A 21,409-nucleotide genomic window follows, 5' to 3' on the forward strand; every position below is an offset into this window, starting at 1 on the left:
CGCCGAGCCCGCGGCTGCGCCGCCGAGGACCCCGAGCATGCCCCAGCCCTTCGTCTTCCGGACCATCGACCTCGACGGCCAGACCATCCGCACCGCAGTGCGGCCGGGCAAGGAAGGAAGCACTCCGCTGCTGATCTTCAACGGCATAGGCGCCAACCTGGAACTGGTGTTCCCCTTCGTCCAGGCGCTCGACCCGGAACTGGAGGTGATCGCCTTCGACGTTCCCGGCGTCGGCGGTTCCTCGACGCCCAGCGTGCCCTACCGCTTTCCCGGCCTGGCCAAGCTGGCGGCGCGGATGCTCGACTACCTGGACTACGGCCAGGTCAACGCGATCGGCGTGTCCTGGGGCGGCGCGCTGGCCCAGCAGTTCGCCCACGACTATCCGGAACGCTGCAAGAAGCTGATCCTCGCCGCCACTTCGGCTGGCGCGGTGATGGTGCCGGGCAAGCCGAAGGTACTGATGCGCATGGCCAGCCCGCGGCGCTACATCCAGCCCTCCTATGGCGTACACATCGCCCCGGACATCTACGGCGGGGCCTTCCGCCGCGACCCCAAGCTGGCCATGGCGCATGCCAGCAAGGTGCGTTCGTCGGGCAAGCTGGGCTACTACTGGCAACTGTTCGCCGGGCTCGGCTGGACCAGCATCCACTGGCTGCATAGGATCCGCCAGCCGACCCTGGTGCTGGCCGGCGACGACGACCCGATCATCCCGCTGATCAACATGCGTGTGCTGGCCTGGCGCATTCCCAACGCCGAACTGCACGTGATCGACGACGGCCACCTGTTCCTGGTGACCCGCGCCGAATCGGTGGCGCCGATCATCATGAAGTTCCTCGCCGAGGAGCGCCGCCGCGCCGTCATGCACCCTCGTCCGTTCCTGCCCAAGACCGGCTGAACTGCTGCACGGGCAACACCAGGGCAGCAGACACTGCTTCGTCATGGTGCAGGTGCATAGTCAATGTTCCGCAACGGCGCATGGCGCCTGGCTTCGCCGCGACAGCGCAAGCTCTGCGACGCCCCTCCCGGCGTTGTGGTACAGCGCTTGCTGCCCCACTGTCGGGCGGCATCCTCCCTGTTCAGGCAGGTGTGCGGTTCTGCCCCGGGTGAAACGGAATTCACAGGCTATAACTGAGTATTCCGAGCCAGGGGACGATCGCCCGTGGCATCCAGACTGTGGTCCTACGACGGAGTGTGGTCCATGCGAGAAAAGCAGGAATCGGGTAGCGTGCCGGTGCCCGCCGAGTTCATGAGTGCACAGAGCGCCATCGTCGGCCTGCGCGGCAAGGACCTGCTGACGACGGTCCGCAGCCTGGCTGTCCACGGCCTGCGCCAGCCGCTGCACAGTGCGCGGCACCTGGTCGCCTTCGGAGGCCAGTTGGGCAAGGTGCTGCTGGGCGACACCCTGCACCAGCCGAACCCACAGGACGCCCGCTTCCAGGATCCATCCTGGCGCCTCAATCCCTTCTACCGGCGCACCCTGCAGGCCTACCTGGCGTGGCAGAAGCAACTGCTCGCCTGGATCGACGAAAGCAACCTGGACTGCGACGATCGCGCCCGCGCCCGCTTCCTCGTCGCCTTGCTCTCCGACGCCGTGGCACCCAGCAACAGCCTGATCAATCCACTGGCGGTAAAGGAACTGTTCAATACCGGCGGGATCAGCCTGCTCAATGGCGTCCGCCACCTGCTCGAAGACCTGGTGCACAACGGCGGCATGCCCAGCCAGGTGAACAAGACCGCCTTCGAGATCGGTCGCAACCTCGCCACCACGCAAGGCGCGGTGGTGTTCCGCAACGAGGTGCTGGAGCTGATCCAGTACAAGCCGCTGGGCGAACGCCAGTACGCCAAGCCCCTGCTGATCGTGCCGCCGCAGATCAACAAGTACTACATCTTCGACCTGTCGCCGGAAAAGAGCTTCGTCCAGTACGCCCTGAAGAACAACCTGCAGGTCTTCGTCATCAGTTGGCGCAACCCCGACGCCCAGCACCGCGAATGGGGCCTGAGCACCTATGTCGAGGCCCTCGACCAGGCCATCGAGGTCAGCCGCGAGATCACCGGCAGCCGCAGCGTGAACCTGGCCGGCGCCTGCGCCGGCGGGCTCACCGTGGCCGCCTTGCTCGGCCACCTGCAGGTGCGCCGGCAACTGCGCAAGGTCAGTAGCGTCACCTACCTGGTCAGCCTGCTCGACAGCCAGATGGAAAGCCCGGCGATGCTCTTCGCCGACGAGCAGACCCTGGAGAGCAGCAAGCGCCGCTCCTACCAGCATGGCGTGCTGGACGGGCGCGACATGGCCAAGGTGTTCGCCTGGATGCGCCCCAACGACCTGATCTGGAACTACTGGGTCAACAACTACCTGCTCGGCAGGCAGCCGCCGGCGTTCGACATCCTCTACTGGAACAACGACAACACGCGGCTGCCCGCGGCGTTCCACGGCGAACTGCTCGACCTGTTCAAGCACAACCCGCTGACCCGCCCGGGCGCGCTGGAGGTCAGCGGGACCGCGGTGGACCTGGGCAAGGTGGCGATCGACAGCTTCCACGTCGCCGGCATCACCGACCACATCACGCCCTGGGACGCGGTCTATCGCTCGGCCCTCCTGCTGGGCGGCCAGCGCCGCTTCATCCTGTCCAACAGCGGGCACATCCAGAGCATCCTCAACCCTCCCGGAAACCCCAAGGCCTGCTACTTCGAGAACGACAAGCTGAGCAGCGATCCACGCGCCTGGTACTACGACGCCAAGCGCGAAGAGGGCAGCTGGTGGCCGGTCTGGCTGGGCTGGCTGCAGGAGCGCTCGGGCGAGCTGGGCAACCCTGACTTCAACCTTGGCAGCGCCGCGCATCCGCCCCTCGAAGCGGCCCCGGGCACCTACGTGCATATACGCTGAAAGATCCGGCCCGGGCGCCTGGAGCCGGGCACCTCCATCCCCAGAAGAAGTCCGGATGAAGACACGCGACCGAATCCTCGAATGCTCGCTGTTGCTGTTCAACGAACAGGGCGAGCCCAACGTCTCGACACTGGAGATCGCCAACGAACTGGGCATCAGCCCGGGCAATCTCTACTACCACTTCCATGGCAAGGAACCGCTGGTGATGGCGCTGTTCGAGCGGTTCCAGGCCGAGTTGGCGCCGCTGCTCGATCCGCCCGAGGAGGTGCGCCTGGGCGCGGAGGACTACTGGCTGTTCCTGCACCTGATCGTCGAGCGCCTCGCCCACTACCGCTTCCTGTTCCAGGACCTGTCCAACCTGACCGGGCGCCTGCCACGGCTGGCTCGCGGCATCCGTACCTGGCTCGGCGCGCTGAAGCGGACCCTGGCCACCCTGCTGGCCCGCCTCAAGGCCGACCGGCAGTTGCGCAGCGACGCGCCGGCACTCGGGCAACTGGTCGAACAGATCACCCTGACCCTGCTGTTCTCCCTGGATTACCAGCGGGTACTGGGCAGCAAGGGCGAGGTGCGCACGGTGGTCTACCAGATCATGATGCTGGTCGCCCCGCATCTGCGCAGCGAGGCCCAACGCTCGGCGGAAAGCCTGGCGCAGCGCTACCTGGGACCGGAATGAAAAACGCCCGGCGAGTGCCGGGCGTGTGCCTTGCCGCCAGGACTCAGCCCTGGCTGCTCGGCGTCGCCGGAGCGTTCGCTGCCGGAGCGCTGGCAGCCGGTGTGGCGGCGGGGGCAGCGGGCGCGCTCGAAGACGCGGCGGGAGCGGCCGGTTTCGCCGCGGCGGGCTTGGCTGCCGGCTTCTTCGCCGCAGGCTTTTTCGCAGCCGGCTTGGCGGCAGGTTTCGCCGCGGGCTTGGCGGCGGTCGCAGCGGCCGGCTTGGCTGCCGGCTTCGCGGCAGGCTTGGCTGCGGCAGGTTTCGCAGCAGGCTTCGCCGCGGCCTTGGCTGCCGGCTTGGTCGCCGGTTTCGCTGCGGCCTTCGCAGTCGGTTTGGCGGCGGGCTTGGCTGCCGGCTTGGCGGCCGCGGTTTTCGCCGCGGTTTTTTTCGCCGCGGGTTTCGCCGCAGGCTTGGCGGCGGCCTTGGCTGCCGGTTTAGCTGCCGGCTTGGCCGCTGCGGTTTTCGCCGCGGGCTTGGCAGCCGGTTTCGCCGCAGGCTTGGCCGCTGCCTTCGCCGCCGGCTTGACGCTGACGCCGGTGAGTTTCTCGATCTGCTTGGTCAACGTATCGACCTTGCTGTGCAGCTCCTTCACCTCGTTGCGGCTCGGCACGCCGAGACGCGAGATGGCGCTGTTCAGGCGCTTGTCGAAAGCTTCCTCGAGCTCGCTCCACTTGCCGAGCGCACGGTCCCGAACCTCGTCGACCTTGCTCTTCGCAGAGCGGGCGGAAGCCTTCGCCGCACCGACCTGCGCGTCCACATCGGACTTCGCTTCTTTTTCAGCCTTCTCGCCGTCTTTCACCAAGGTCTCGAACAGCTTGCTGCCGTCCTTGCTGACCTTCGAGTAGGCCCCCAGACCAGCCAGCCAGATCTGCCGCGAGTATTTCTCGATCTCGCCGATCCAACTGGACTCTTTTTCGCTCTTCTTCTTGCCAGCCATCCTGCTCTCCTTATTGGGTTCTCGCGACACGCTCGAGCACTGCGCTCAGCTCATCCAGCTTAGCAGAGAGTGCTTCGACATCGTTCCGGGAAGGTATGCCTATCCGGTTCAACGTGCTAGCGACACGGCTGTCGAATGCCTGCTCGATCCTGTCGAGCTGGTCTTCGACTTTTCCCTTCACCGAAGAGAGGCCGGTCTTGACACTGTCATTGGCCGAATCGACCTGACTTGTGACCAGCGATTTGCCTTTTTTCTCCAGGGCTTCGCCAGCTTTCACCAATTCCTTGAAGTAGTCGCTGCCTTCGGTGCCCAGGCGGGAATACGCACCCAGGCCGGCAAGCCAGATCTGGCGGGCATAGTGGCGGATCTCGGAGACCAGGGAAGTGGATTCGGAAACGGTCTTTTTCTTCAGGGCAATCTTGGCCATGGGGCACCTCACGCTCGTTGGGTTGAAGAAACCGCAGGCGCCGCCGGAACGCTGGCAGCGTGAGAGCAAGGTATCGGGGAAAATTAGAAACCGCATACTAAGCGGAAGATGGGCGCCGCCAGGACGGCGAACGCCCGGCGGATCAGGCCAGCGCCTTGTCCAGCGCCTTCTCGATCTCGCCCTTGAGCAGGCCGCTCATGGCCGACAGCATCAGGCCGAGCTTGACGTCCACCGCGACCTTGTCCGCCCCCACCGCGATCCTGCCGTCGACGCCACTGCGTTTGAAGGTCAGCTCGTCGCCCTGCCATTCGCACTGCACGCCGTGCTCCTTCGCCAGACGTTCGGCCAGTTTCTCCGCCTTGGCCCGTGCGGCGTCCAGCCCCAGGCTGTGCGGACGTTCGATGTGGATACGCGACATGGATCGACTCCTGATTGCAGATCGGAAAACTATACGCGGCCAGACAAAACACCGCACCCGCGCCGTCGGACGGCGGCACAGCACTTTCCCCACATCCTGTTAGAATGCCCGGCATTCTTTCCAGGTGAGAACGTCATGAACGATCCCCGCAAAGGCGCCGACGCCGAACCCACCACCCACTTCGGCTACCAGAACGTTCCGGAAAGCCAGAAGGCGAAGAAGGTCGCCGAGGTATTTCACTCGGTGGCAGCCAAGTACGACCTGATGAACGACCTGATGTCCGGTGGCATCCATCGCCTGTGGAAGCGCTTCACCATCGAGCTGTCCGGCGTGCGCAGCGGGAACCGCGTGCTCGACATCGCCGGCGGCACCGGCGACCTGACCCGGCAGTTCTCGCGCCTGGTCGGCCCGACCGGCGAGGTGGTGCTGGCCGACATCAACGCCTCGATGCTCAAGGTCGGCCGCGACAAGCTGCTCGACAAGGGCGTCTCCGGCAACGTCAGCTTCGTCCAGGCGGACGCCGAGAAGCTGCCCTTCCCGGACAACCACTTCGACTGCGTGACCATCGCCTTCGGCCTGCGCAACGTCACCCACAAGGACGAAGCGATCCGCTCCATGCTGCGCGTGCTCAAGCCCGGTGGCCGCCTGCTGGTGCTGGAGTTCTCCAAGCCGAGCAGCAACCTGCTGTCCAAGGCCTACGACGCCTATTCGTTCAGCCTGCTGCCGCTGATGGGCAAGCTGGTCACCAACGACTCCGAGAGCTATCGCTACCTGGCCGAGTCGATCCGCATGCACCCCGACCAGGAAACCCTGAAGGCGATGATGGTGGAAGCCGGCTTCGACCGCGTGACCTACCACAACATGACCGGCGGCATCGTCGCCCTGCACCGCGGTATCAAGCCTTAACCGAGGGCGCGCCGATGAGCTCGCTGCTGATCCAGGCCGTGCTGGCCGCCGCCGAAACCGGCATCAATCGCGTCCTGCGCCTCGACGGGACAGCGCTGCCGCGCCTGCGCAGGCTTTCCGCCAAGGTCATCGAGGTCGACTGCCTGAGCCCGCCGCTGCGGGTCTTCATCCTGCCCGCCGGCGACGGCCTGCACTTCGCCGCGCAGCATGAGGCGGAGGTCGACTGCACCCTGCGTGCGCCGGCCGGCAACCTCCTGCACCTGGCCCTGGCGCGCGACAAGACCCGCGTCCTGCACAGCCCGGAAGTCAGCATGGACGGCGACAGCGCGGCCCTGCTGGAACTGGCCGGCATCCTGCAGAGCCTGGAGCTGGACTGGGAGTACGAACTGTCGCGCTGGCTCGGCCCGCTCGCCACCCAGGTGCTCGGCAGCAGCCTGCGCGACGCTTCGCGCTGGAGCGCGCAGAGCCTGCACAGCCTGCGCCTGAACCTGGCCGACTACCTTGCCGAGGAAAGCCGTACGCTGGTCGGCCAGCACGAAGCCGAAGCCCGCTTCGCCGAACTGGACCAGCTGAAGCTGGCCCTCGATCGTCTCGACGCGCGCGTCGGACGCCTCAGCCAAAAGACCAAGCCCGACGCATGAAGCTCCTCGCTGTCCGCCGCCTCCTGCGCATCCAGCGCGTCGTCATCCGCTACCGCCTGGACGACCTGATCCTCGAACTGCCGATGCTGCCCTGGTGGCTGCGCCTGCTCGGTGCCACCCTGCCCTGGCGCTGGCTGCCGCGGCGCAAGCTGGAACTGACCCGCGGCGCGCGCCTGCGCCTGGCACTGCAGGACCTCGGACCGATCTTCATCAAGTTCGGCCAGATTCTCTCCACCCGCCGCGACCTGCTGCCCGACGACATCGCCAACGAACTGGCCTGGCTGCAGGACAAGGTGCCGCCCTTCCCGCCGGAGCTGGCGGTCAAGCGCATCGAGGAACAGCTGGGCGCGAAGATCGAACAGGTCTTCGCCCGCTTCGAACGCGAACCGCTGGCCTCCGCCTCGGTGGCCCAGGTCCACGCCGCGCGCCTGAAGAGCGGCGAGGAAGTGGTGGTGAAGGTGATCCGGCCGAACCTGGAACCGGTGATCCGCTCCGACATCGCCTGGCTGTTCATCCTCGCCCGCCTCGCCGAGCGGGTCTCCAGCGAGGCGCGGCGCCTGCACCCGGTGGAAGTGGTCAGCGACTACGAGAAGACCATCGTCGACGAACTCGACCTGCTCCGCGAGGCGGCCAACGCCTCGCAGCTGCGACGCAACTTCGAAGGCTCGCCGCTGCTCTACGTGCCACAGGTCTACTGGGACTGGTGCCGGCCCAAGGTGCTGGTGATGGAGCGCATCTACGGCATCCCGGTGACCGACCTGGAAACCCTGCGCGACCAGCGCACCGACTTCAAGGCACTGGCCGAGCGCGGCGTGGAGATCTTCTTCACCCAGGTGTTCCGCGACAGCTTTTTCCATGCCGACATGCACCCCGGCAACATCTTCGTCAGCACCCGCGCGCCCTGGAGCCCGCAATACATCGCGGTGGACTGCGGCATCGTCGGCAGCCTGACCGACGAGGACCAGGACTACCTGGCGCGCAACCTGATCGCCTTCTTCAAGCGCGACTACCGCAAGGTCGCCCAACTGCATATCGACTCCGGCTGGGTACCGGCGGAAACCAAGGTCAACGACTTCGAGGCGGCGATCCGCACCGTCTGCGAACCGATCTTCGAGAAGCCGCTGAAGGACATCTCCTTCGGCCAGGTCCTGCTGCGCCTGTTCCAGACCGCGCGTCGTTTCAACATGGAGATCCAGCCGCAACTGGTGCTGCTGCAGAAGACCCTGCTGAACATCGAAGGCCTCGGCCGCCAGCTCTACCCGGAACTCGACCTGTGGGCCACCGCCCAGCCGTTCCTGGAGCGCTGGATGCGCGAACGGGTCAGCCCGAAGCAGTTGCTGCGCAATTTCCAGCAACAGGTCGAGCAGGTGCCGCACCTGTCGCAAATGGCCCGCGACACCCTCGAACGCCTGTCACAACCGCACGCCCACAATGCGCCGCCGCCGGAGTGGAAAGGTTCCCGCCACGACTGGCTCGGGCGCCTGGTGGGCGCGGTGCTGCTGGTCGGCGCCGCCGAGGTCGGCCTGGGTCAGCAGTTGGAAGCCTGGCCGGCGTGGGTGATGCTGGCCGGCGGGGTGTTCCTGATCCTGCGCCGCTAGCGCCGCGCACGGCCACTAGGCCCGCGCCGATAGCCAGTCGCGCTCCCGGCTGGCACACTACTCCCATTTCCGCCGGAAACGCGCGCAACGTACCGGCAACGAACGTGGAAAGACCATGAAAGACTGGCTGGATGAGATTCACTGGAACGCCGACGGCCTGGTCCCGGCGATCGCCCAGGATCACGAGACCGGGCGCGTGCTGATGATGGCCTGGATGAACCGCGAGGCGCTGGCCCTGACCGCCAGCGAGAACCGTGCAATCTATTGGTCGCGTTCGCGTGGCAAGCTGTGGCGCAAGGGCGAGGAGTCCGGGCATGTGCAGAAGCTGCACGAACTGCGTCTGGACTGCGACGCCGACGTGGTCATCCTGATGGTCGAGCAGGTCGGCGGGATCGCCTGCCATACCGGCCGGGAAAGCTGTTTCTACCGCGTCTTCGAGAACGGCGCCTGGAAGACCGTCGATCCGGTGCTGAAGGACCCGGACGCTATCTACGAACACGCAGGACACCACCATGAGTGACACCCTGACCCGCCTGGCGGCGGTGCTCGAGGAGCGCAAGAACGCCGCGCCCGACAGCTCCTATGTGGCCAGTCTGTACCACAAGGGCCTGAACAAGATCCTGGAGAAGGTCGGCGAGGAGTCGGTGGAAACCATCATCGCCGCCAAGGATGCCGCGGCCAGCGGCGACTGCCAGGACCTGATCTACGAAACCGCCGACCTCTGGTTCCACTCGCTGGTGATGCTCTCGGCCCTCGGCCAGCATCCGCAAGCCGTGCTGGACGAACTGGAGCGCCGCTTCGGCCTTTCCGGCCACGCCGAGAAAGCCGCCCGCCAACCATCGGCCTGAACCTACACATTGCGAGGAATACGACATGGGCATTTTTGACTGGAAACACTGGATCGTCATCCTGATCGTCGTGGTACTGGTGTTCGGCACCAAGCGCCTGAAGAACCTCGGTTCCGACGTCGGCGAAGCGATCAAGGGCTTCCGCAAGGCGGTGAACACCGAGGAAGACGACAAGAAGGACCAGCCCGCCGCCCAGCCGGCCCAACCGCTGAACCAGCCGCACACCATCGACGCCCAGGCGCAGAAGGTCGAAGAGCCGGCGCGCAAGGACTGACGGGTAGCCATCGATGTTCGGAATCAGCTTCAGCGAACTGTTGCTGGTCGGGCTGGTCGCCCTGCTGGTGCTCGGCCCCGAGCGCCTGCCGGGCGCCGCACGTACCGCCGGCCTGTGGATCGGCCGCCTGAAGCGCAGTTTCAATACCATCAAGCAGGAAGTGGAACGGGAAATCGGCGCGGACGAGATTCGCCGGCAACTGCACAACGAGCACATCCTCTCGATGGAGCGCGAAGCGCAGAAGCTGCTGGCCCCGCTGACCGGCCAGAATCCCCCGCAGGAAACCCCGCCGCCGGCGGCCGAGAGCCCGGCGCCGAGCGTACCCACGCCGCCGCCGACCAGCACGCCTGCGGTTCCGCCCGCGGACGCCGCGGCACCGCCGGCAGTCGCTGCCTCCACTCCCCCTTCGCCACCGTCCGAGACGCCGCGTAATCCATGAGCGCCGATAAACCCGAGCAGCCCGAGCACGACCAGGAAATGCCCCTGGTCTCGCACCTGACCGAACTGCGTACGCGCCTGCTGCGCAGCGTGGCGGCGATCTTCCTGATCTTCGCCGGCCTGTTCTACTTCTCGCAGAAGATCTACACCCTGGTCTCCGAGCCGTTGCGCCGCTTCCTTCCGGAAGGCACCAGCATGATCGCCACCGACGTCGCCTCGCCGTTCCTCGCGCCGTTCAAGCTGACCATGGTGGTGGCGCTGTTCCTCGCCATGCCGGTGATCCTCGCGCAGGTCTGGGGCTTCATCGCGCCCGGCCTGTACAAGCACGAGAAGCGCGTGGCGCTGCCGCTGCTGGTGTCCAGCATCATCCTGTTCTACGCCGGGATGGCCTTCGCCTACTTCCTGGTGTTCCCGATGATCTTCCACTTCTTCGCCAGCGTGACGCCCGAGGGCGTGGCGATGATGACGGACATCAACAGCTACCTGGACTTCGTCCTGACTCTGTTCTTCGCCTTCGGCGTCGCCTTCGAGATCCCGGTGGCCACGGTGCTGCTGATCTGGATCGGAGTGGTCGACGTCGATTACCTGAAGAAGATCCGCCCGTACGTGATCATCGGCTGTTTCGTGGTCGGCATGGTCCTGACCCCGCCGGACATCTTCTCCCAGACCATGCTCGCGGTGCCGATGTGGCTGCTGTTCGAGATCGGCCTGCTGTTCGGCCGCCTGGTACGCAAGCGCGGCGAGCATCCGGACGACCAACCGGCCAGCGACGGCGACCAGCCTCCGGCCACCCGCCAGTGAACCTGCTGCTCCTCGACGACGCCGACTTCGTGTCGGCGGATCGTGCGGTCCTGCACGATCGCCGCCTCAAGCACCTGCACGAAGTGCACCGCGCCGAGAACGGCGACACCCTGCGGGTCGGCCGCCTCGGCGGCTGGATGGGCGAAGGTCGCCTGCTGAAGCTCGACGCCAGCGAGGCGACCCTGGAAGTGCGCTTCGACCAGCCGCCGCCGGCCAAGCTGCCGATCACCCTGCTGCTGGCCTTGCCGCGACCGAAGATGCTCCGCCGGGTGTTGCAGACCATCGCCGCGATGGGCGTACCGAAGCTGGTGCTGCTGAACAGCTACCGCGTGGAAAAGAGCTTCTGGCAGACCCCGTTCCTCGACCCGGCGGCGATCCGCGAGAACCTGGTCCTCGGCCTGGAGCAGGCCCGCGATACGGTGCTGCCGGAAATCATCGTCGAGAAGCGCTTCAAACCCTTCGTCGAAGACCGCCTGCCGGCCCTGGCCGCCGGCAGCCTCGGCCTGGTCGGCCATCCCGGTCCCTGGCCGGCCTGTCCGCGCGCGGTGGAGAAGCCGGTGACCCTGGCGATCGGCCCGGAAGGCGGCTGGATTCCCTACGAGGTCGACAAGCTGCGCGAAGCCGGACTGCATCCGGTGCAGCTCGGCGAACGCATCCTGCGCGTGGAAACCGCGGTCAGCGCCCTGCTTGCGCGGTTGTTCTGAAAAAACTCCGGTAAAAGACTGAAGGTTTTCCCCGCCCGGCCGACATCCTCTGTCGCGCAGGGCTCCGCACGACAACCATAAGACCTCGCCCGCCGGCCACGTACCGGCCCTCCGCGCCCGCACGCCGGACGCGACGACGCTGAGCCATTACCTGTTCCGCCACGCCATGGGGCTGCCAACCCAGGGTGTCGCACTGCCTGGAGTAATGACGATGTACGATTGGTGGGTTCTCCAACTGGCCAAGCTGAGCGTCAGCCGCAAGCTGATGGTCGGTTTCGGTGTCCTCCTCGCGCTGCTTCTGCTGGTGGTGATCAGCAGCAACCGCACCCTCACGCACCAGACCGCCCTCAGCGAGCAGCTCGCCGAAGTCGCCAGCCTGATGGAACAGACCCAGCAAGCCGAACAAGGCCGCCTGGCATTCGAAGCCGGCAGCGACCCGCGCCAGGCCGAGCAGGTCCGCCAGACCCTGGCCGGGATGCTCCAGCGCCTGCAGGCGCTGCGCGACAGCGAGCTCGACCCGGCCGCCCTGGCCCACCAGGCCGAAGCCATCGAAGCCTACCGCAAGGCCTTCGACGACCTCGCCGCAGCCGATCAGCAACGCAGCGCCGCCCGTGGTGTGCTGGTGGGCACTGCACAGCAGGCGCTGGACAGCTTCGCCCGCCTCGAGGAACTGATGGACGCCAGCCTCGCGCAACAGGCCGGCGACCCGCAGGCGTTGCAACGTAGCCGTGCGGTGGCCGACCTGCACCAACAGTTGCTCATGGTGCGTTACCAGGTGCGCGGCTACGTCTTCGAACGCAGCGACAAGGCCGAGCAGGCCGCGTTCGCCGCGTTCGACGCCCTCCGCCAGGCCGCCACGACGCTGCGTGGCCAGTTGCCCGGCGAGGCCGATGCGGCGCTGGAACAGGCCATGGGCAGCCTCCAGGGCTATCGTGGCGGGATCGAGCAGTTCCGTGCCGGCGTCATCCGCACGCGCCAGGCGCAGCAAGCGATGCAAAGCAGCACCCAGGATATGGCCCGGGCCGGCCGGACCCTCACCGAAGCCGGTCGCCAATTGCGCGAGAGCACCGCCAGCCGCGACCGCGCCAGCCTCTGGCTGATCGCCGCGCTGGCCCTGGCCTTCGGCTGCGTCGCCGGCTGGGCGATCAACCGGCAGATCGTCCGGCCGCTGGACGAAGCCCTCGCGCAGGCCGAGGCCATCGCCGCCGGCGACCTCGGCAAGCGTCCGCAGAATCCCCTGACCCTCCAGCGCCGCGACGAACTGGGCCAGTTGCAGCGAGTCATGCAGCGCATGGGCGACAGCCTGCGCGAGCTGGTCGGGCGGATCGGCGACGGCGTCAGCCAGTTGGCCAGCTCCGCCGAGGAACTCTCGGCGGTCACCGAGCAGACCCGCGCCGGGGTCAACAGCCAGAAAGTGGAGACCGACCAGGTCGCCACCGCCATGCACGAGATGGCCGCCACCGTGCAGGACGTCGCGCGCAACGCCGAACTGGCTTCCCAGGCCGCTCGCCAGGCCGACGAAGAGGCGCGCCAGGGCGACGCGGTGGTCGACCAGGCGGTGACCCGCATCGAGCGCCTGGCTAGCGAAATGGACGTTTCCAGCGAAGCCATGGCGCGCCTGAAGAACGACAGCGAGCAGATCGGCAGCGTCCTCGACGTGATCAAGTCGGTGGCCGAGCAAACCAACCTGCTGGCGCTCAACGCAGCCATCGAAGCGGCACGCGCCGGCGACGCCGGACGCGGCTTCGCGGTGGTCGCCGACGAGGTCCGCGGCCTGGCCCAGCGCACCCAGCAGTCCACCGCCGAGATCGAGGGCCTGATCCAGCGTCTCCAGCAGGGCGCCGGCGAAGCCGCCGAACGCCTGGAGAACAGCCGCTCGCTGACCGCCAGCACGGTGGAACTGGCGCGCCGCGCGGGCGCCGCGCTGGACAGCATCACCCGCACCGTCTCCGACATCCAGAACATGAACCTGCAGATCGCCACTGCCGCGGAGCAACAGAGCACGGTGGCCGAGGAGATCAACCGCAGCGTCCTCAGCGTACGCGACGTCGCCGAGCAGTCGGCCGCCGCCAGCGAGCAGACCGCCGCCTCCAGCGGCGAGCTGGCGCGCCTGGGCACGCAGTTGCAGGCACAGGTGGGACGCTTCCGCCTGTAACATCCCGAGAGGATCCTCCTTGCATCGGCAGCCCCTCCCGTCCATCGAAAGCGGACAGGAGGGGCACCTTTGCGTAGGATCAGGCTTTCGCCTTTTGGGAGATGACGCCATGCGCCCGATGACCATCGATATCGACGAACTGGCCTTCGCCCTGGATACCCCGGGAATCGACCACTACCTCGACCTGTACAGCGGCAAGGTGCTGCTGATCTCCGCCGAGGCGCCCGATCCCGAACTGGACGCATTGCTGGAAAACGAGCCGGAACGCCTGCTGCTGATCGACCCGCTGAGCACCACCCAGTCGCTGGGACTGATGCAGGATTTCCTCCGCGAGGTGGAAGAGCCGCACGCCTATGCGACGCTCGCCAACGCGCTGCAGAGCCGCAAGCCGTTCAAGGCCTTCAAGCACTCTCTGATGGAGTACCCGGAACTGTTGCAGGACTGGTACCGCTACCAGAACGAGCGCCTGCGCGAATGGGCGCTGGACTGGCTGGAGGACAACGATATCCAGCCGGCCGCGCGGCAGAGTCCGACGTCGCTCCTGCCGCCGCCGGGCAAGCCGTTCGCCTAGCGCGGTACTAGAGGACCTGGCGGAGGAAGGCCTGGGCCCGCGGGTCCTGCGGATTGTCGAAGAACTGCGCCGGCGGCGCGTCCTCCAGCAGCTTGCCGTGGTCGAAGAACAGCACGCGGTCGGCCACTTCGCGGGCAAAGCCCATCTCGTGGGTCACGCAGACCATGGTCATGCCTTCCACGGCCAGGGTCTTCATGACGTCGAGGACTTCGCCGACCATCTCCGGATCGAGCGCCGAGGTCGGTTCGTCGAACAGCATCACCTTGGGGTCCATGCACAACGCGCGAGCGATCGCCACGCGCTGCTGCTGGCCGCCGGACAGGCGCGAGGGATATTCGTCGGCCTTCTGCCCGATACCGACCTTGGCCAGCAGCGCCCGCGCCTTGGCCTCGCGCTCGGCCTTGCCGCGCTTGCGCACCACGCGCTGGGCCAGGCAGAGGTTCTCGAGCACGGTCATGTGCGGGAACAGGTTGAAATGCTGGAACACCATGCCGACTTCGCGGCGGTAGGCATTGATGTCGGTCCTCGGGTCGGCCAGGTCGACGCCGTCGATGCTCACCGAGCCTTCGTCGAACTCCTCCAGGCCGTTCAGGCAGCGCAGGAAGGTCGACTTGCCGGAACCGGACGGACCGATCACCACCAGTACCTCGCCCCTGGCCACGCGGGTACTCACGTCGTCCACCGCGCGCACTACCTGGCCGCGGGTATCGAAGACCTTCAGCAGGTTGCGTACTTCAATCACTTTGTCCGAGCCTCCGCTCCAGTCGGGATGCCATGTGCGAAAGGGGCAGGTTCAACAGCAGGTACAACGCGGCGACGCAGAACCAGATCTCGAAGGTGGAGAACGAGGTGGTGATCGCCTCGCGGCCGCTCTTGGTCAGTTCGGTGATGGCGATCACCGAGACCAGCGAGGTGTCCTTGACCAGGCTGATGAACTGCCCGGCCAGCGGCGGCAGCACGCGCTTGAAGGCCTGCGGCAGGATCACGTAGCGCATCGACTGGCCGGCGTTCAGGCCCAGGGAGCGGGCGGCCTCGTTCTGTCCGCGGGCGATGGACTGCACGCCGGCCCGGATGATCTCGGCCACGTAGGCGCCGGTGAACAGCGCCAGCGCCGCGACCCCGGCGAACTCGCGGGACAGGTTGAGCACGGTGCCGATGAAGAAGTAGAAGATGAAGATCTGCACCAGCAACGGCGTGCCGCGCACCAGCTCGACGTAGATCGTCGACAGGTCGTGCAGGGTCGGGTTCTTCGACAGCCGGCAGAGGCCGGCGACCAGGCCGATAGCCAGACCGATGGCACCGGACACCAGCGATAGCCAGAGGGTGGTCCACAGGCCCCAGAGCAGTGGGCCGGCGGCCCAGTGGCGGGTCACCCCGACCGCGTCGCCCTCGGCCACGTCGTCGCCTTCGGAGAATTGCAGGCTGTCCTGGGCGACGGTCACGACCTGCTTCTCGCCGCTCTCGCCAAGCAGCGTGACGCGCGCGTCCCTGCCCTGTTCCTCGATAGCCTCGACCCGGCCGATCTCGTTGGCCCGTAACGGCTCCTCGGCCTGGTAGGCGAAGTACTGCGGAACGCGGTTCCAGCGCCATTCATAGGAAATCAGCGAGGTGGAGAACCACAGCGCCCAGGCCAGGACCAGCAGGATCAGCCCGGTCAGCAGGTGCCAGGGCCAGACGGAACGTTTCTTCTTGGTCACGGAAACTCTCTCGAACGATGGAATGCGCAGGTACGACGGCCCCCTTCGCGGGGGCCGTCAGCGGTTCATTCCATTTCCTTCAGCCACTCGGTGTTCTTGAACCACTTGTCGTGGATGCGCTGATAGGTGCCGTCTTCGCGGATCTGATGGAGGAAGTTGTTGATGAAATTGATGCTGTCGTAGTCGCCTTTCTTCAGGCCGAACGCCAGCGGCTCGTAGGTGAACGGCTGGTCGAGGTAGACCAGCTTGCCGGCGCCGAACTTGCTCACCGCCACCACGTTGTAGGGCGAGTCGTAGATGAAGGCGTCAGCCTTGCCGTTGACCACGTCCATCACCGCTTCCGGCTCGTTGTCGAAGCCATGGTACTTGGCCTTGCTGATCAGCTTGCGGGCAACGATCTCACCGGTGGTGCCGATCTTCGAGGTGATGCTGTACTGCGGATCGTTCAGGTCCTTGTAGGACTTGATCTTGCCTTCCAGTTCCTTGCGCACCAGCAGGGTCTGGCCGACCACAATGAAGGGCTCGGAGAAGTTCAGGCGCAGGTTGCGCTCCTGGGTCAGGGTCATGCCCGAGCCGATCATGTCGAACTTGTCGGTCAGCAGCGCCGGGATGATGCCGTCGTAGCTGGTGGAGACCAGCTCCAGCTTGACGCCCATGGACTTGGCCATGGCCTTGAGCAGGTCGACTTCGAAGCCGATGATCTGGCCACGCTTGTTGGTCATCTCGAACGGCATGTAGGTCGGGTCCATGCCGACCCGCAGGGTGCCGCGCTTGACCGCGTCCTCCACCGCGCCGGCCGCCTGGACCGAAGCCACGCCCACCAGGGCGCAGACGCCCAGAACCAATGAAGCAAGATACTTTTTCATTCCCCAATCCCCAGCAGTCTTAGAAACACAGTCGTCGAACGGATGCTCTCGTCGTGTCGCCGTCCCGGGCGGGCAGCAGGCCATGACCGGCTGCGCAAAAGGCGGCCGATAGTACCTCAGCTGGCGAACGATACGAGACTTTCTGGATTGCCGGCGCAGGGTAACAGCAGCGCCGCACGGGGAAAACAGGCAAGAAACAGACCATGCCCCCGGCGGCGCTCCGCCGGGGGCATGGGATCAGGACTGGGCGGCGGGCAGCAGGCCGGCGTCGCCGGGCACTACCTGGGCCAGCGGTACGCTGGCGGCGTGGGGGTCGTCCGCCTCGGCCTTGCGCCAGCGGCCGAGCCAGTCGTCGCGGTCCTCTTCCCAGACCCGCGTATGCAGGCGCGAAAGTGCTACCGGGTCACTCAACAGAGCCAGGCGCGTGGCGCCGTCGAGCTGTTCCGGGCCCTTATCGATGGCCTTGCCGATACGCTCGCCGCGCACCGTCTCGATGGCTTGCGCACGGTTGTGGCGAGCCGTGCCCATGGCGCAGGCCAGGGCGTTGAGCAACGGATCGACGGCGGCCTTGAGGAAGCCATCCTTGAGCGCATGCCAGCGGTTCTCGTAGGTGTACTCGTCGGTGGCGCGCAGCTCGCGCGGCGTGTCGTACTCCTCCGGGATCAGGAACAGCTTTTCGTCGCGGGCGCGCAGGCCCAGCTTCACCCGGCTGGAGATCACCGATACCGGGATCGACAGGATCAGCGAACCGACGATCGGCGACAGCCACCACAGGAAGCGCGGGTTGAGCCAGGCCACCAGCAGGGTCCAGGCGATACCCAGCAGGGTCTGCATGCCGTGCCGGCGGATCGCCTCGCTCCAGGGCGTGGCGTCGTCGTCGCGCTGCGGCGAGTTCCACTGCACCGACCAGCCGAGGAAGGCGGCCAGCACGAAGCGGGTGTGGAAGAGCATGCGCACCGGCGCCAGCAGCACCGAGAAGAACATCTCCAGGAGCATGCTCAGGGTCACCCGGATCACCCCGCCGAAACCCTTGGCGCCCTTGGCCCAGATCAGCATTACGCTGAGCAGCTTGGGCAGGAACAACAGGGTCAGGGTGGTGGAGAACAACGCGATGGCCTTCTCCGGATGCCACTGCGGCCAGATCGGGAACAGCTGCCGCGGTTCCAGGAAGTACTGCGGCTCCATCAGTTGGTGCACCGCCAGCAGCGCGGTGGAAAGCACCAGGAAGAAGAACCACAACGGCGCCGACAGGTAGGACATGACCCCGGTGAGGAACACCGCGCGGTGCACCGGGTGCATGCCCTTGACCAGGAACAGGCGGAAGTTCATCAGGTTGCCGTGGCACCAGCGGCGGTCGCGCTTGAGTTCGTCGAGCAGGTTCGGCGGCAGTTCTTCGTAGCTGCCGTCGAGGTCGTAGGCGATCCACACGCCCCAGCCGGCACGGCGCATCAACGCAGCCTCGACGAAGTCGTGGGACAGGATCGCGCCGGCGAACGAGCCCTTGCCCGGCAACGGCGCCAGGGCGCAGTGGTCGATGAAGGGCTGCATGCGGATGATCGCGTTGTGGCCCCAGTAGTGCGACTCGCCGAGTTGCCAGAAGTGCAGGCCGGCGGTGAACAGCGGGCCGTAGACGCGGGTGGCGAACTGCTGCATGCGCGCATACAGGGTGTCCATGCCGGACGCCTTCGGCGCGGTCTGGATGATCCCCGCCTCAGGATTGGCCTCCATCAGGCGTACCAGCTTGGCCAGGCAGTCGCCGCTCATCACGCTGTCGGCGTCCATCACCACCATGTAGCGGTAGTCGCCGCCCCAGCGCCGGCAGAAGTCGTCGATGTTGCCGCTCTTGCGCTTCACCCGACGCCGGCGGCGACGGTAGAAGATCTTGCCGAAGCCCTTGGTCTCGCGGCACAGCTCGAGCCAGGCCTGCTGCTCGGCGACGGCGATATCCGGGTCGTTGGTGTCGCTGAGGACGAAGAAGTCGAAGCGCTCCATCTCGCCGGTGGCGGCCATCGACTCGACGGTCGCCCGCAGGCCGGCGAATACCCGCGGCACGTCTTCGTTGCAGATCGGCATGACGATCGCCGTGCGGGCGTCGGCGGCGATCGGCTCGCTGCCGGCGCTGCTGCCGGAGATCCGGTAGCGGTCACGCCCGGTGAGCAGCTCCCAGAAGCCCATCAGCGCGGTCCAGAAGCCGGCCGAGACCCAGCAGAAGAGGATCGCGAAGAGCGCCAGGATGCCGAACTGGATGACATAGGGCAGCACCTGCTGGACGGTATCCAGCAGGCTCTGCTGGGCCAGCTCCTCCAGGTCGACGAAGGCCCAGCCCTGGTAGGGCAGGATGCCTTTCATGTAGTAGGTGGCGACCGAGGTCTGCGCCAGCATCAACAACAGCAGGATGAACCGGCGCAGCGAGCCGACCCGCTGCCAGCGGGCCCGCGGCAGGGCACGCTTGGGCTTGGGCGGGTTGCTGCGTCCGGTCAGCCGACGCCAGCCGCGCACCAGGATGTTGGTGCGCCAGGGCTCGGGAATCACCTTGGTACGGCGGATCGGCGGGGAAATCTTGAGGAAGGTGCGACCCTGGGCGTCGACGCCGAACATCTCGGCGTCGTCCAGCTCAGGGGTGCCCAGCTGCAGGCGGGCGCGTACCGAGGCCAGGGCGGGATCGCCCCCGGCATCGGCAGCGGCGCCTTCCGCTCCCGCCAGGCGAGCGTGCAGCTCGGAGAAGGAAGCGGACTCGCCAAGCCGCTCCCGCTCCTCTTCCGCCAGGGGAAGATGAGCGAGGTAGTCGGCCAGCGGTGCTTTCGTAGTGGATGGGTTATTCATCGGCAGGCAGCTGATAGCTCCAGGTTTCGCTCAGTGGCTTCTGCGCCTCGTCGACCAGCGCCGCGCGCATTTCCACCGGCTTCTTCGGATCCTTGACCTTGATCCGCAGCGTCAGGCGCCAGCCTTTCAGGACCGGGTTGTAACGCAGGCTGTTCTCCACCACCTCGGCGTTGCTGTCGGTGCTGACCTGGGTGGTCACCGGCGCGTCCGGCGCCAGGTCCTTCAGGGCCGGCCCTTCGAAGTCGACGACCAGGGCGGTGCTGCCGTCCTGCTGGCGGATCAGGTTCTTCTGCTTCACGTCGCCGACCGAGCGCATGGTCTGCTTGACCCAGGAGGATTTCGGGTCGTGCAGCTCGTCTTCATCCATGGTCCAGTGCAGGCGGTAGGCGAAGTCCAGCGGCTTTCCGACCTCAGGCTGGGTCTCGGGGTTCCAGAACGCGACGATATTGTCGTTGGTTTCGTCCGGGGTCGGGATTTCCACCAGTTCCACGGTGCCCTTGCCCCAGTCGCCCTTCGGCTCGATCCAGGCACTCGGACGCAGGTCGTAGCGGTCATCCAGGTCTTCGTAGCGGGAGAACTCGCGGCCGCGCTGGAGCAGGCCGAAGCCTTTCGGGTTCTCCACGCTGAAGGTGCTCACCGACAGGTGCTTCGGATTGTTCAGCGGACGCCACAGCCACTCGCCGTTGCCGGCATGGATCTGCAGGCCGCTGGAGTCATGCAGCTCGGGCCGGAAGTTGTGCTGCTCGGACGGCTGGTTGGAGCCGAACAGGTACATGCTGGTCAGCGGCGCCAGGCCCAGCTTGCTGACCTTGTCGCGGAGGAACACGCGGGCCTGGACATCCATCACCGCATCCTTGCCCGGACGCAGCACGAAGCGGTAGGCGCCGGTGGCCCGCGGCGAGTCGAGCAGGGCGTAGATCACCAGTTGCTTGTCCTGCGCCTTCGGCCGCTCGATCCAGAATTCGCGGAAGCGCGGGAACTCTTCGCCCGAAGGCAGCGCGGTATCGATCGCCAGGCCGCGCGCCGACAGACCGTAGACCTGGCCCTTGCCGACCACGCGGAAGTAGCTCGCGCCAAGGAAGGTGGCGATCTCGTCCTGCTTGTCGGCCTTGTTGATCGGATAGAGCACGCGGAAACCGGCATAGCCGAGATCCTTGGTGGCATTCTCGTCGAACTTCAGGGATCCGAAATCGAACTTGGTGCGATCGTACTTGACCGGCTTGACCGTGGTAGCGGTCACCTCGTTGATCTTCACCGGCGTGTCGAAGTGCATGCCCTGGTGATAGAAGCTCAGCTTGAACGGCGTCTTCAGCTTGCCCCAGTAGGCGCGCTCGTTGATGAAACGGATCTGCTGGTAATCGGCGAATTTCATTTCGCTGAATTCCGATGGCAGGTTGCTGGTCGGCGCGGAATACTTGTCGCCGGCCAGGTCCTTGGCCTTGCTCGCCACGTCGTCGATGCTGAACGCCCATACCGGGGCGGCGACGAATGCCAGCGCGGTCGAGCCGGCAAGCAGCAGGGTGCGCACGCGGGCGCGGAAATCGGTGTTTGAAACGGAACGGAAAATCACGAGGCCCCCTCGTCCGTGAACATGAATTACTGAAGACGCCCTGACCGTTCAGGGGTCTCCGACGGCACCGGAGTGCCGGTCGAACATGGTTTCGCCACATTCGCTGCCAAACCCGATAGATAGCCAGATTTGGCGCGATCTGACA

At 66.3% G+C, this 21,409-nt stretch carries 22 protein-coding genes and 1 pseudogene; 15 read left to right on the forward strand and 8 right to left on the reverse strand.

The window, feature by feature from the left end; all coding sequences use genetic code 11:
• Window positions 1-37: 37 nt before the first annotated feature.
• The 3 genes from phaZ (at window position 38) to ACYAF3_RS08635 (ending at window position 3,554) form a co-directional block, all read left to right on the forward strand.
• Window positions 38-895: a poly(3-hydroxyalkanoate) depolymerase gene (gene phaZ, locus ACYAF3_RS08625; RefSeq protein ID WP_003095866.1), complete on the forward strand. Its 858-nt coding sequence runs from the start codon at window positions 38-40 to the stop codon at window positions 893-895.
• A 303-nt stretch (window positions 896-1,198) separates the two neighbouring features.
• Window positions 1,199-2,881, forward strand: coding sequence for a class II poly(R)-hydroxyalkanoic acid synthase (phaC, locus tag ACYAF3_RS08630; RefSeq protein ID WP_003103289.1), 1,683 nt, complete (start codon window positions 1,199-1,201; stop codon window positions 2,879-2,881).
• A 55-nt stretch (window positions 2,882-2,936) separates the two neighbouring features.
• Entirely contained in the window at window positions 2,937-3,554 is a 618-nt protein-coding gene (locus ACYAF3_RS08635) for a TetR/AcrR family transcriptional regulator (protein WP_003103292.1), read from the forward strand.
• 43 nt (window positions 3,555-3,597) lie between these two features.
• Here ACYAF3_RS08635 and ACYAF3_RS08640 read toward each other — a convergent pair whose 3' ends face one another.
• From ACYAF3_RS08640 to ACYAF3_RS08650, 3 genes are all read right to left on the reverse strand, one after another.
• Window positions 3,598-4,527: a phasin family protein gene (locus ACYAF3_RS08640; RefSeq protein ID WP_003146415.1), complete on the reverse strand. Its 930-nt coding sequence runs from the start codon at window positions 4,525-4,527 to the stop codon at window positions 3,598-3,600.
• A 10-nt stretch (window positions 4,528-4,537) separates the two neighbouring features.
• Window positions 4,538-4,954 (reverse strand): phasin family protein, encoded by a 417-nt coding sequence (locus ACYAF3_RS08645; protein ID WP_003103463.1) that lies wholly within the window; start codon window positions 4,952-4,954, stop codon window positions 4,538-4,540.
• 142 nt (window positions 4,955-5,096) lie between these two features.
• Entirely contained in the window at window positions 5,097-5,372 is a 276-nt protein-coding gene (locus ACYAF3_RS08650; protein WP_003095874.1) for a polyhydroxyalkanoic acid system family protein, read from the reverse strand.
• Window positions 5,373-5,507: 135 nt separating this feature from the next.
• On the opposite strand from ACYAF3_RS08650, the gene ubiE reads away from it, so the two are divergent.
• From ubiE to ACYAF3_RS08710, 12 genes and pseudogenes are all read left to right on the forward strand, one after another.
• A complete protein-coding gene (ubiE, locus tag ACYAF3_RS08655) occupies window positions 5,508-6,278 on the forward strand; it encodes a bifunctional demethylmenaquinone methyltransferase/2-methoxy-6-polyprenyl-1,4-benzoquinol methylase UbiE (protein ID WP_003103462.1) in 771 nt (256 codons plus the stop codon).
• 14 nt (window positions 6,279-6,292) lie between these two features.
• Entirely contained in the window at window positions 6,293-6,919 is a 627-nt protein-coding gene (locus tag ACYAF3_RS08660; RefSeq protein WP_023110488.1) for a ubiquinone biosynthesis accessory factor UbiJ, read from the forward strand.
• Window positions 6,916-8,517 (forward strand): ubiquinone biosynthesis regulatory protein kinase UbiB, encoded by a 1,602-nt coding sequence (gene ubiB, locus ACYAF3_RS08665; protein ID WP_003095885.1) that lies wholly within the window; start codon window positions 6,916-6,918, stop codon window positions 8,515-8,517. The genes ACYAF3_RS08660 and ubiB overlap by 4 nt, the downstream gene beginning before the upstream one ends.
• Window positions 8,518-8,632: 115 nt before the next feature.
• Window positions 8,633-9,037 carry a phosphoribosyl-AMP cyclohydrolase gene (hisI, locus tag ACYAF3_RS08670; protein WP_003095888.1) on the forward strand — a complete coding sequence of 135 codons (405 nt, stop codon included), beginning with the start codon at window positions 8,633-8,635 and terminating at the stop codon, window positions 9,035-9,037.
• Complete coding sequence (locus ACYAF3_RS08675) at window positions 9,030-9,365, forward strand: phosphoribosyl-ATP diphosphatase (protein ID WP_003103458.1); 336 nt, start codon at window positions 9,030-9,032, stop codon at window positions 9,363-9,365. Before hisI ends, ACYAF3_RS08675 begins: the two co-directional genes overlap by 8 nt.
• A gap of 25 nt (window positions 9,366-9,390) precedes the next feature.
• Window positions 9,391-9,639, forward strand: a complete 249-nt coding sequence (locus ACYAF3_RS08680) for a twin-arginine translocase TatA/TatE family subunit (RefSeq protein ID WP_003095893.1) — start codon at window positions 9,391-9,393, stop codon at window positions 9,637-9,639.
• 13 nt (window positions 9,640-9,652) lie between these two features.
• Window positions 9,653-10,078 (forward strand): Sec-independent protein translocase protein TatB, encoded by a 426-nt coding sequence (gene tatB, locus ACYAF3_RS08685; RefSeq protein ID WP_003115042.1) that lies wholly within the window; start codon window positions 9,653-9,655, stop codon window positions 10,076-10,078.
• On the forward strand, window positions 10,075-10,878 hold the full coding sequence (gene tatC, locus ACYAF3_RS08690) for a twin-arginine translocase subunit TatC (protein ID WP_003115041.1): 804 nt from the start codon (window positions 10,075-10,077) through the stop codon (window positions 10,876-10,878). The genes tatB and tatC overlap by 4 nt, the downstream gene beginning before the upstream one ends.
• The gene (locus ACYAF3_RS08695) at window positions 10,875-11,582 is read left to right on the forward strand and encodes a 16S rRNA (uracil(1498)-N(3))-methyltransferase (protein WP_003095898.1); all 708 of its coding nucleotides are present in this window, start codon (window positions 10,875-10,877) and stop codon (window positions 11,580-11,582) included. Before tatC ends, ACYAF3_RS08695 begins: the two co-directional genes overlap by 4 nt.
• A 379-nt stretch (window positions 11,583-11,961) precedes the next feature.
• A pseudogene (mcpK, locus tag ACYAF3_RS08700) lies at window positions 11,962-12,834 on the forward strand (methyl-accepting chemotaxis protein McpK); the annotation flags it as partial.
• Between the two features lie 198 nt (window positions 12,835-13,032).
• Window positions 13,033-13,737: a methyl-accepting chemotaxis protein gene (locus ACYAF3_RS08705; protein ID WP_406840196.1), complete on the forward strand. Its 705-nt coding sequence runs from the start codon at window positions 13,033-13,035 to the stop codon at window positions 13,735-13,737.
• 109 nt (window positions 13,738-13,846) lie between these two features.
• Window positions 13,847-14,308 carry a UPF0158 family protein gene (locus ACYAF3_RS08710; protein WP_003095904.1) on the forward strand — a complete coding sequence of 154 codons (462 nt, stop codon included), beginning with the start codon at window positions 13,847-13,849 and terminating at the stop codon, window positions 14,306-14,308.
• A gap of 7 nt (window positions 14,309-14,315) precedes the next feature.
• On the opposite strand, the gene ACYAF3_RS08715 is transcribed toward ACYAF3_RS08710, so the two are convergent.
• The 5 genes from ACYAF3_RS08715 to ACYAF3_RS08735 all read right to left on the reverse strand — a co-directional run bounded on the left by ACYAF3_RS08715 (window position 14,316) and on the right by ACYAF3_RS08735 (window position 21,264).
• Window positions 14,316-15,050 carry an amino acid ABC transporter ATP-binding protein gene (locus ACYAF3_RS08715; RefSeq protein WP_003095906.1) on the reverse strand — a complete coding sequence of 245 codons (735 nt, stop codon included), beginning with the start codon at window positions 15,048-15,050 and terminating at the stop codon, window positions 14,316-14,318.
• Window positions 15,043-16,005 carry an amino acid ABC transporter permease gene (locus ACYAF3_RS08720; protein WP_003103450.1) on the reverse strand — a complete coding sequence of 321 codons (963 nt, stop codon included), beginning with the start codon at window positions 16,003-16,005 and terminating at the stop codon, window positions 15,043-15,045. Before ACYAF3_RS08720 ends, ACYAF3_RS08715 begins: the two co-directional genes overlap by 8 nt.
• A 65-nt stretch (window positions 16,006-16,070) precedes the next feature.
• On the reverse strand, window positions 16,071-16,871 hold the full coding sequence (locus tag ACYAF3_RS08725; protein ID WP_003095910.1) for a transporter substrate-binding domain-containing protein: 801 nt from the start codon (window positions 16,869-16,871) through the stop codon (window positions 16,071-16,073).
• Window positions 16,872-17,108: 237 nt separating this feature from the next.
• Window positions 17,109-19,694, reverse strand: coding sequence for a glucans biosynthesis glucosyltransferase MdoH (gene mdoH, locus ACYAF3_RS08730; protein ID WP_003103448.1), 2,586 nt, complete (start codon window positions 19,692-19,694; stop codon window positions 17,109-17,111).
• Window positions 19,687-21,264 carry a glucan biosynthesis protein G gene (locus ACYAF3_RS08735; protein ID WP_105579128.1) on the reverse strand — a complete coding sequence of 526 codons (1,578 nt, stop codon included), beginning with the start codon at window positions 21,262-21,264 and terminating at the stop codon, window positions 19,687-19,689. Before ACYAF3_RS08735 ends, mdoH begins: the two co-directional genes overlap by 8 nt.
• Between the last annotated feature and the right edge of the window lie 145 nt (window positions 21,265-21,409).

Source organism: Pseudomonas sp. TZ252, from assembly GCF_056110345.1.

Bases quoted from the DNA above. Each gene is read 5' to 3' on its own strand.
- ACYAF3_RS08635 (WP_003103292.1), top strand. From the start codon at position 2,937: ATGAAGACACGCGACCGAATCCTCGAATGCTCGCTGTTGCTGTTCAAC.
- phaC (WP_003103289.1), top strand. From the start codon at position 1,199: ATGCGAGAAAAGCAGGAATCGGGTAGCGTGCCGGTGCCCGCCGAGTTC.
- ACYAF3_RS08650 (WP_003095874.1), bottom strand. From the start codon at position 5,372: ATGTCGCGTATCCACATCGAACGTCCGCACAGCCTGGGGCTGGACGCC.
- ACYAF3_RS08710 (WP_003095904.1), top strand. From the start codon at position 13,847: ATGCGCCCGATGACCATCGATATCGACGAACTGGCCTTCGCCCTGGAT.
- ubiE (WP_003103462.1), top strand. From the start codon at position 5,508: ATGAACGATCCCCGCAAAGGCGCCGACGCCGAACCCACCACCCACTTC.
- phaZ (WP_003095866.1), top strand. From the start codon at position 38: ATGCCCCAGCCCTTCGTCTTCCGGACCATCGACCTCGACGGCCAGACC.
- ubiB (WP_003095885.1), top strand. From the start codon at position 6,916: ATGAAGCTCCTCGCTGTCCGCCGCCTCCTGCGCATCCAGCGCGTCGTC.
- ACYAF3_RS08645 (WP_003103463.1), bottom strand. From the start codon at position 4,954: ATGGCCAAGATTGCCCTGAAGAAAAAGACCGTTTCCGAATCCACTTCC.
- ACYAF3_RS08640 (WP_003146415.1), bottom strand. From the start codon at position 4,527: ATGGCTGGCAAGAAGAAGAGCGAAAAAGAGTCCAGTTGGATCGGCGAG.
- tatB (WP_003115042.1), top strand. From the start codon at position 9,653: ATGTTCGGAATCAGCTTCAGCGAACTGTTGCTGGTCGGGCTGGTCGCC.
- ACYAF3_RS08660 (WP_023110488.1), top strand. From the start codon at position 6,293: ATGAGCTCGCTGCTGATCCAGGCCGTGCTGGCCGCCGCCGAAACCGGC.
- tatC (WP_003115041.1), top strand. From the start codon at position 10,075: ATGAGCGCCGATAAACCCGAGCAGCCCGAGCACGACCAGGAAATGCCC.
- mdoH (WP_003103448.1), bottom strand. From the start codon at position 19,694: ATGAATAACCCATCCACTACGAAAGCACCGCTGGCCGACTACCTCGCT.
- ACYAF3_RS08705 (WP_406840196.1), top strand. From the start codon at position 13,033: ATGGCCGCCACCGTGCAGGACGTCGCGCGCAACGCCGAACTGGCTTCC.
- ACYAF3_RS08680 (WP_003095893.1), top strand. From the start codon at position 9,391: ATGGGCATTTTTGACTGGAAACACTGGATCGTCATCCTGATCGTCGTG.
- hisI (WP_003095888.1), top strand. From the start codon at position 8,633: ATGAAAGACTGGCTGGATGAGATTCACTGGAACGCCGACGGCCTGGTC.
- ACYAF3_RS08725 (WP_003095910.1), bottom strand. From the start codon at position 16,871: ATGAAAAAGTATCTTGCTTCATTGGTTCTGGGCGTCTGCGCCCTGGTG.
- ACYAF3_RS08675 (WP_003103458.1), top strand. From the start codon at position 9,030: ATGAGTGACACCCTGACCCGCCTGGCGGCGGTGCTCGAGGAGCGCAAG.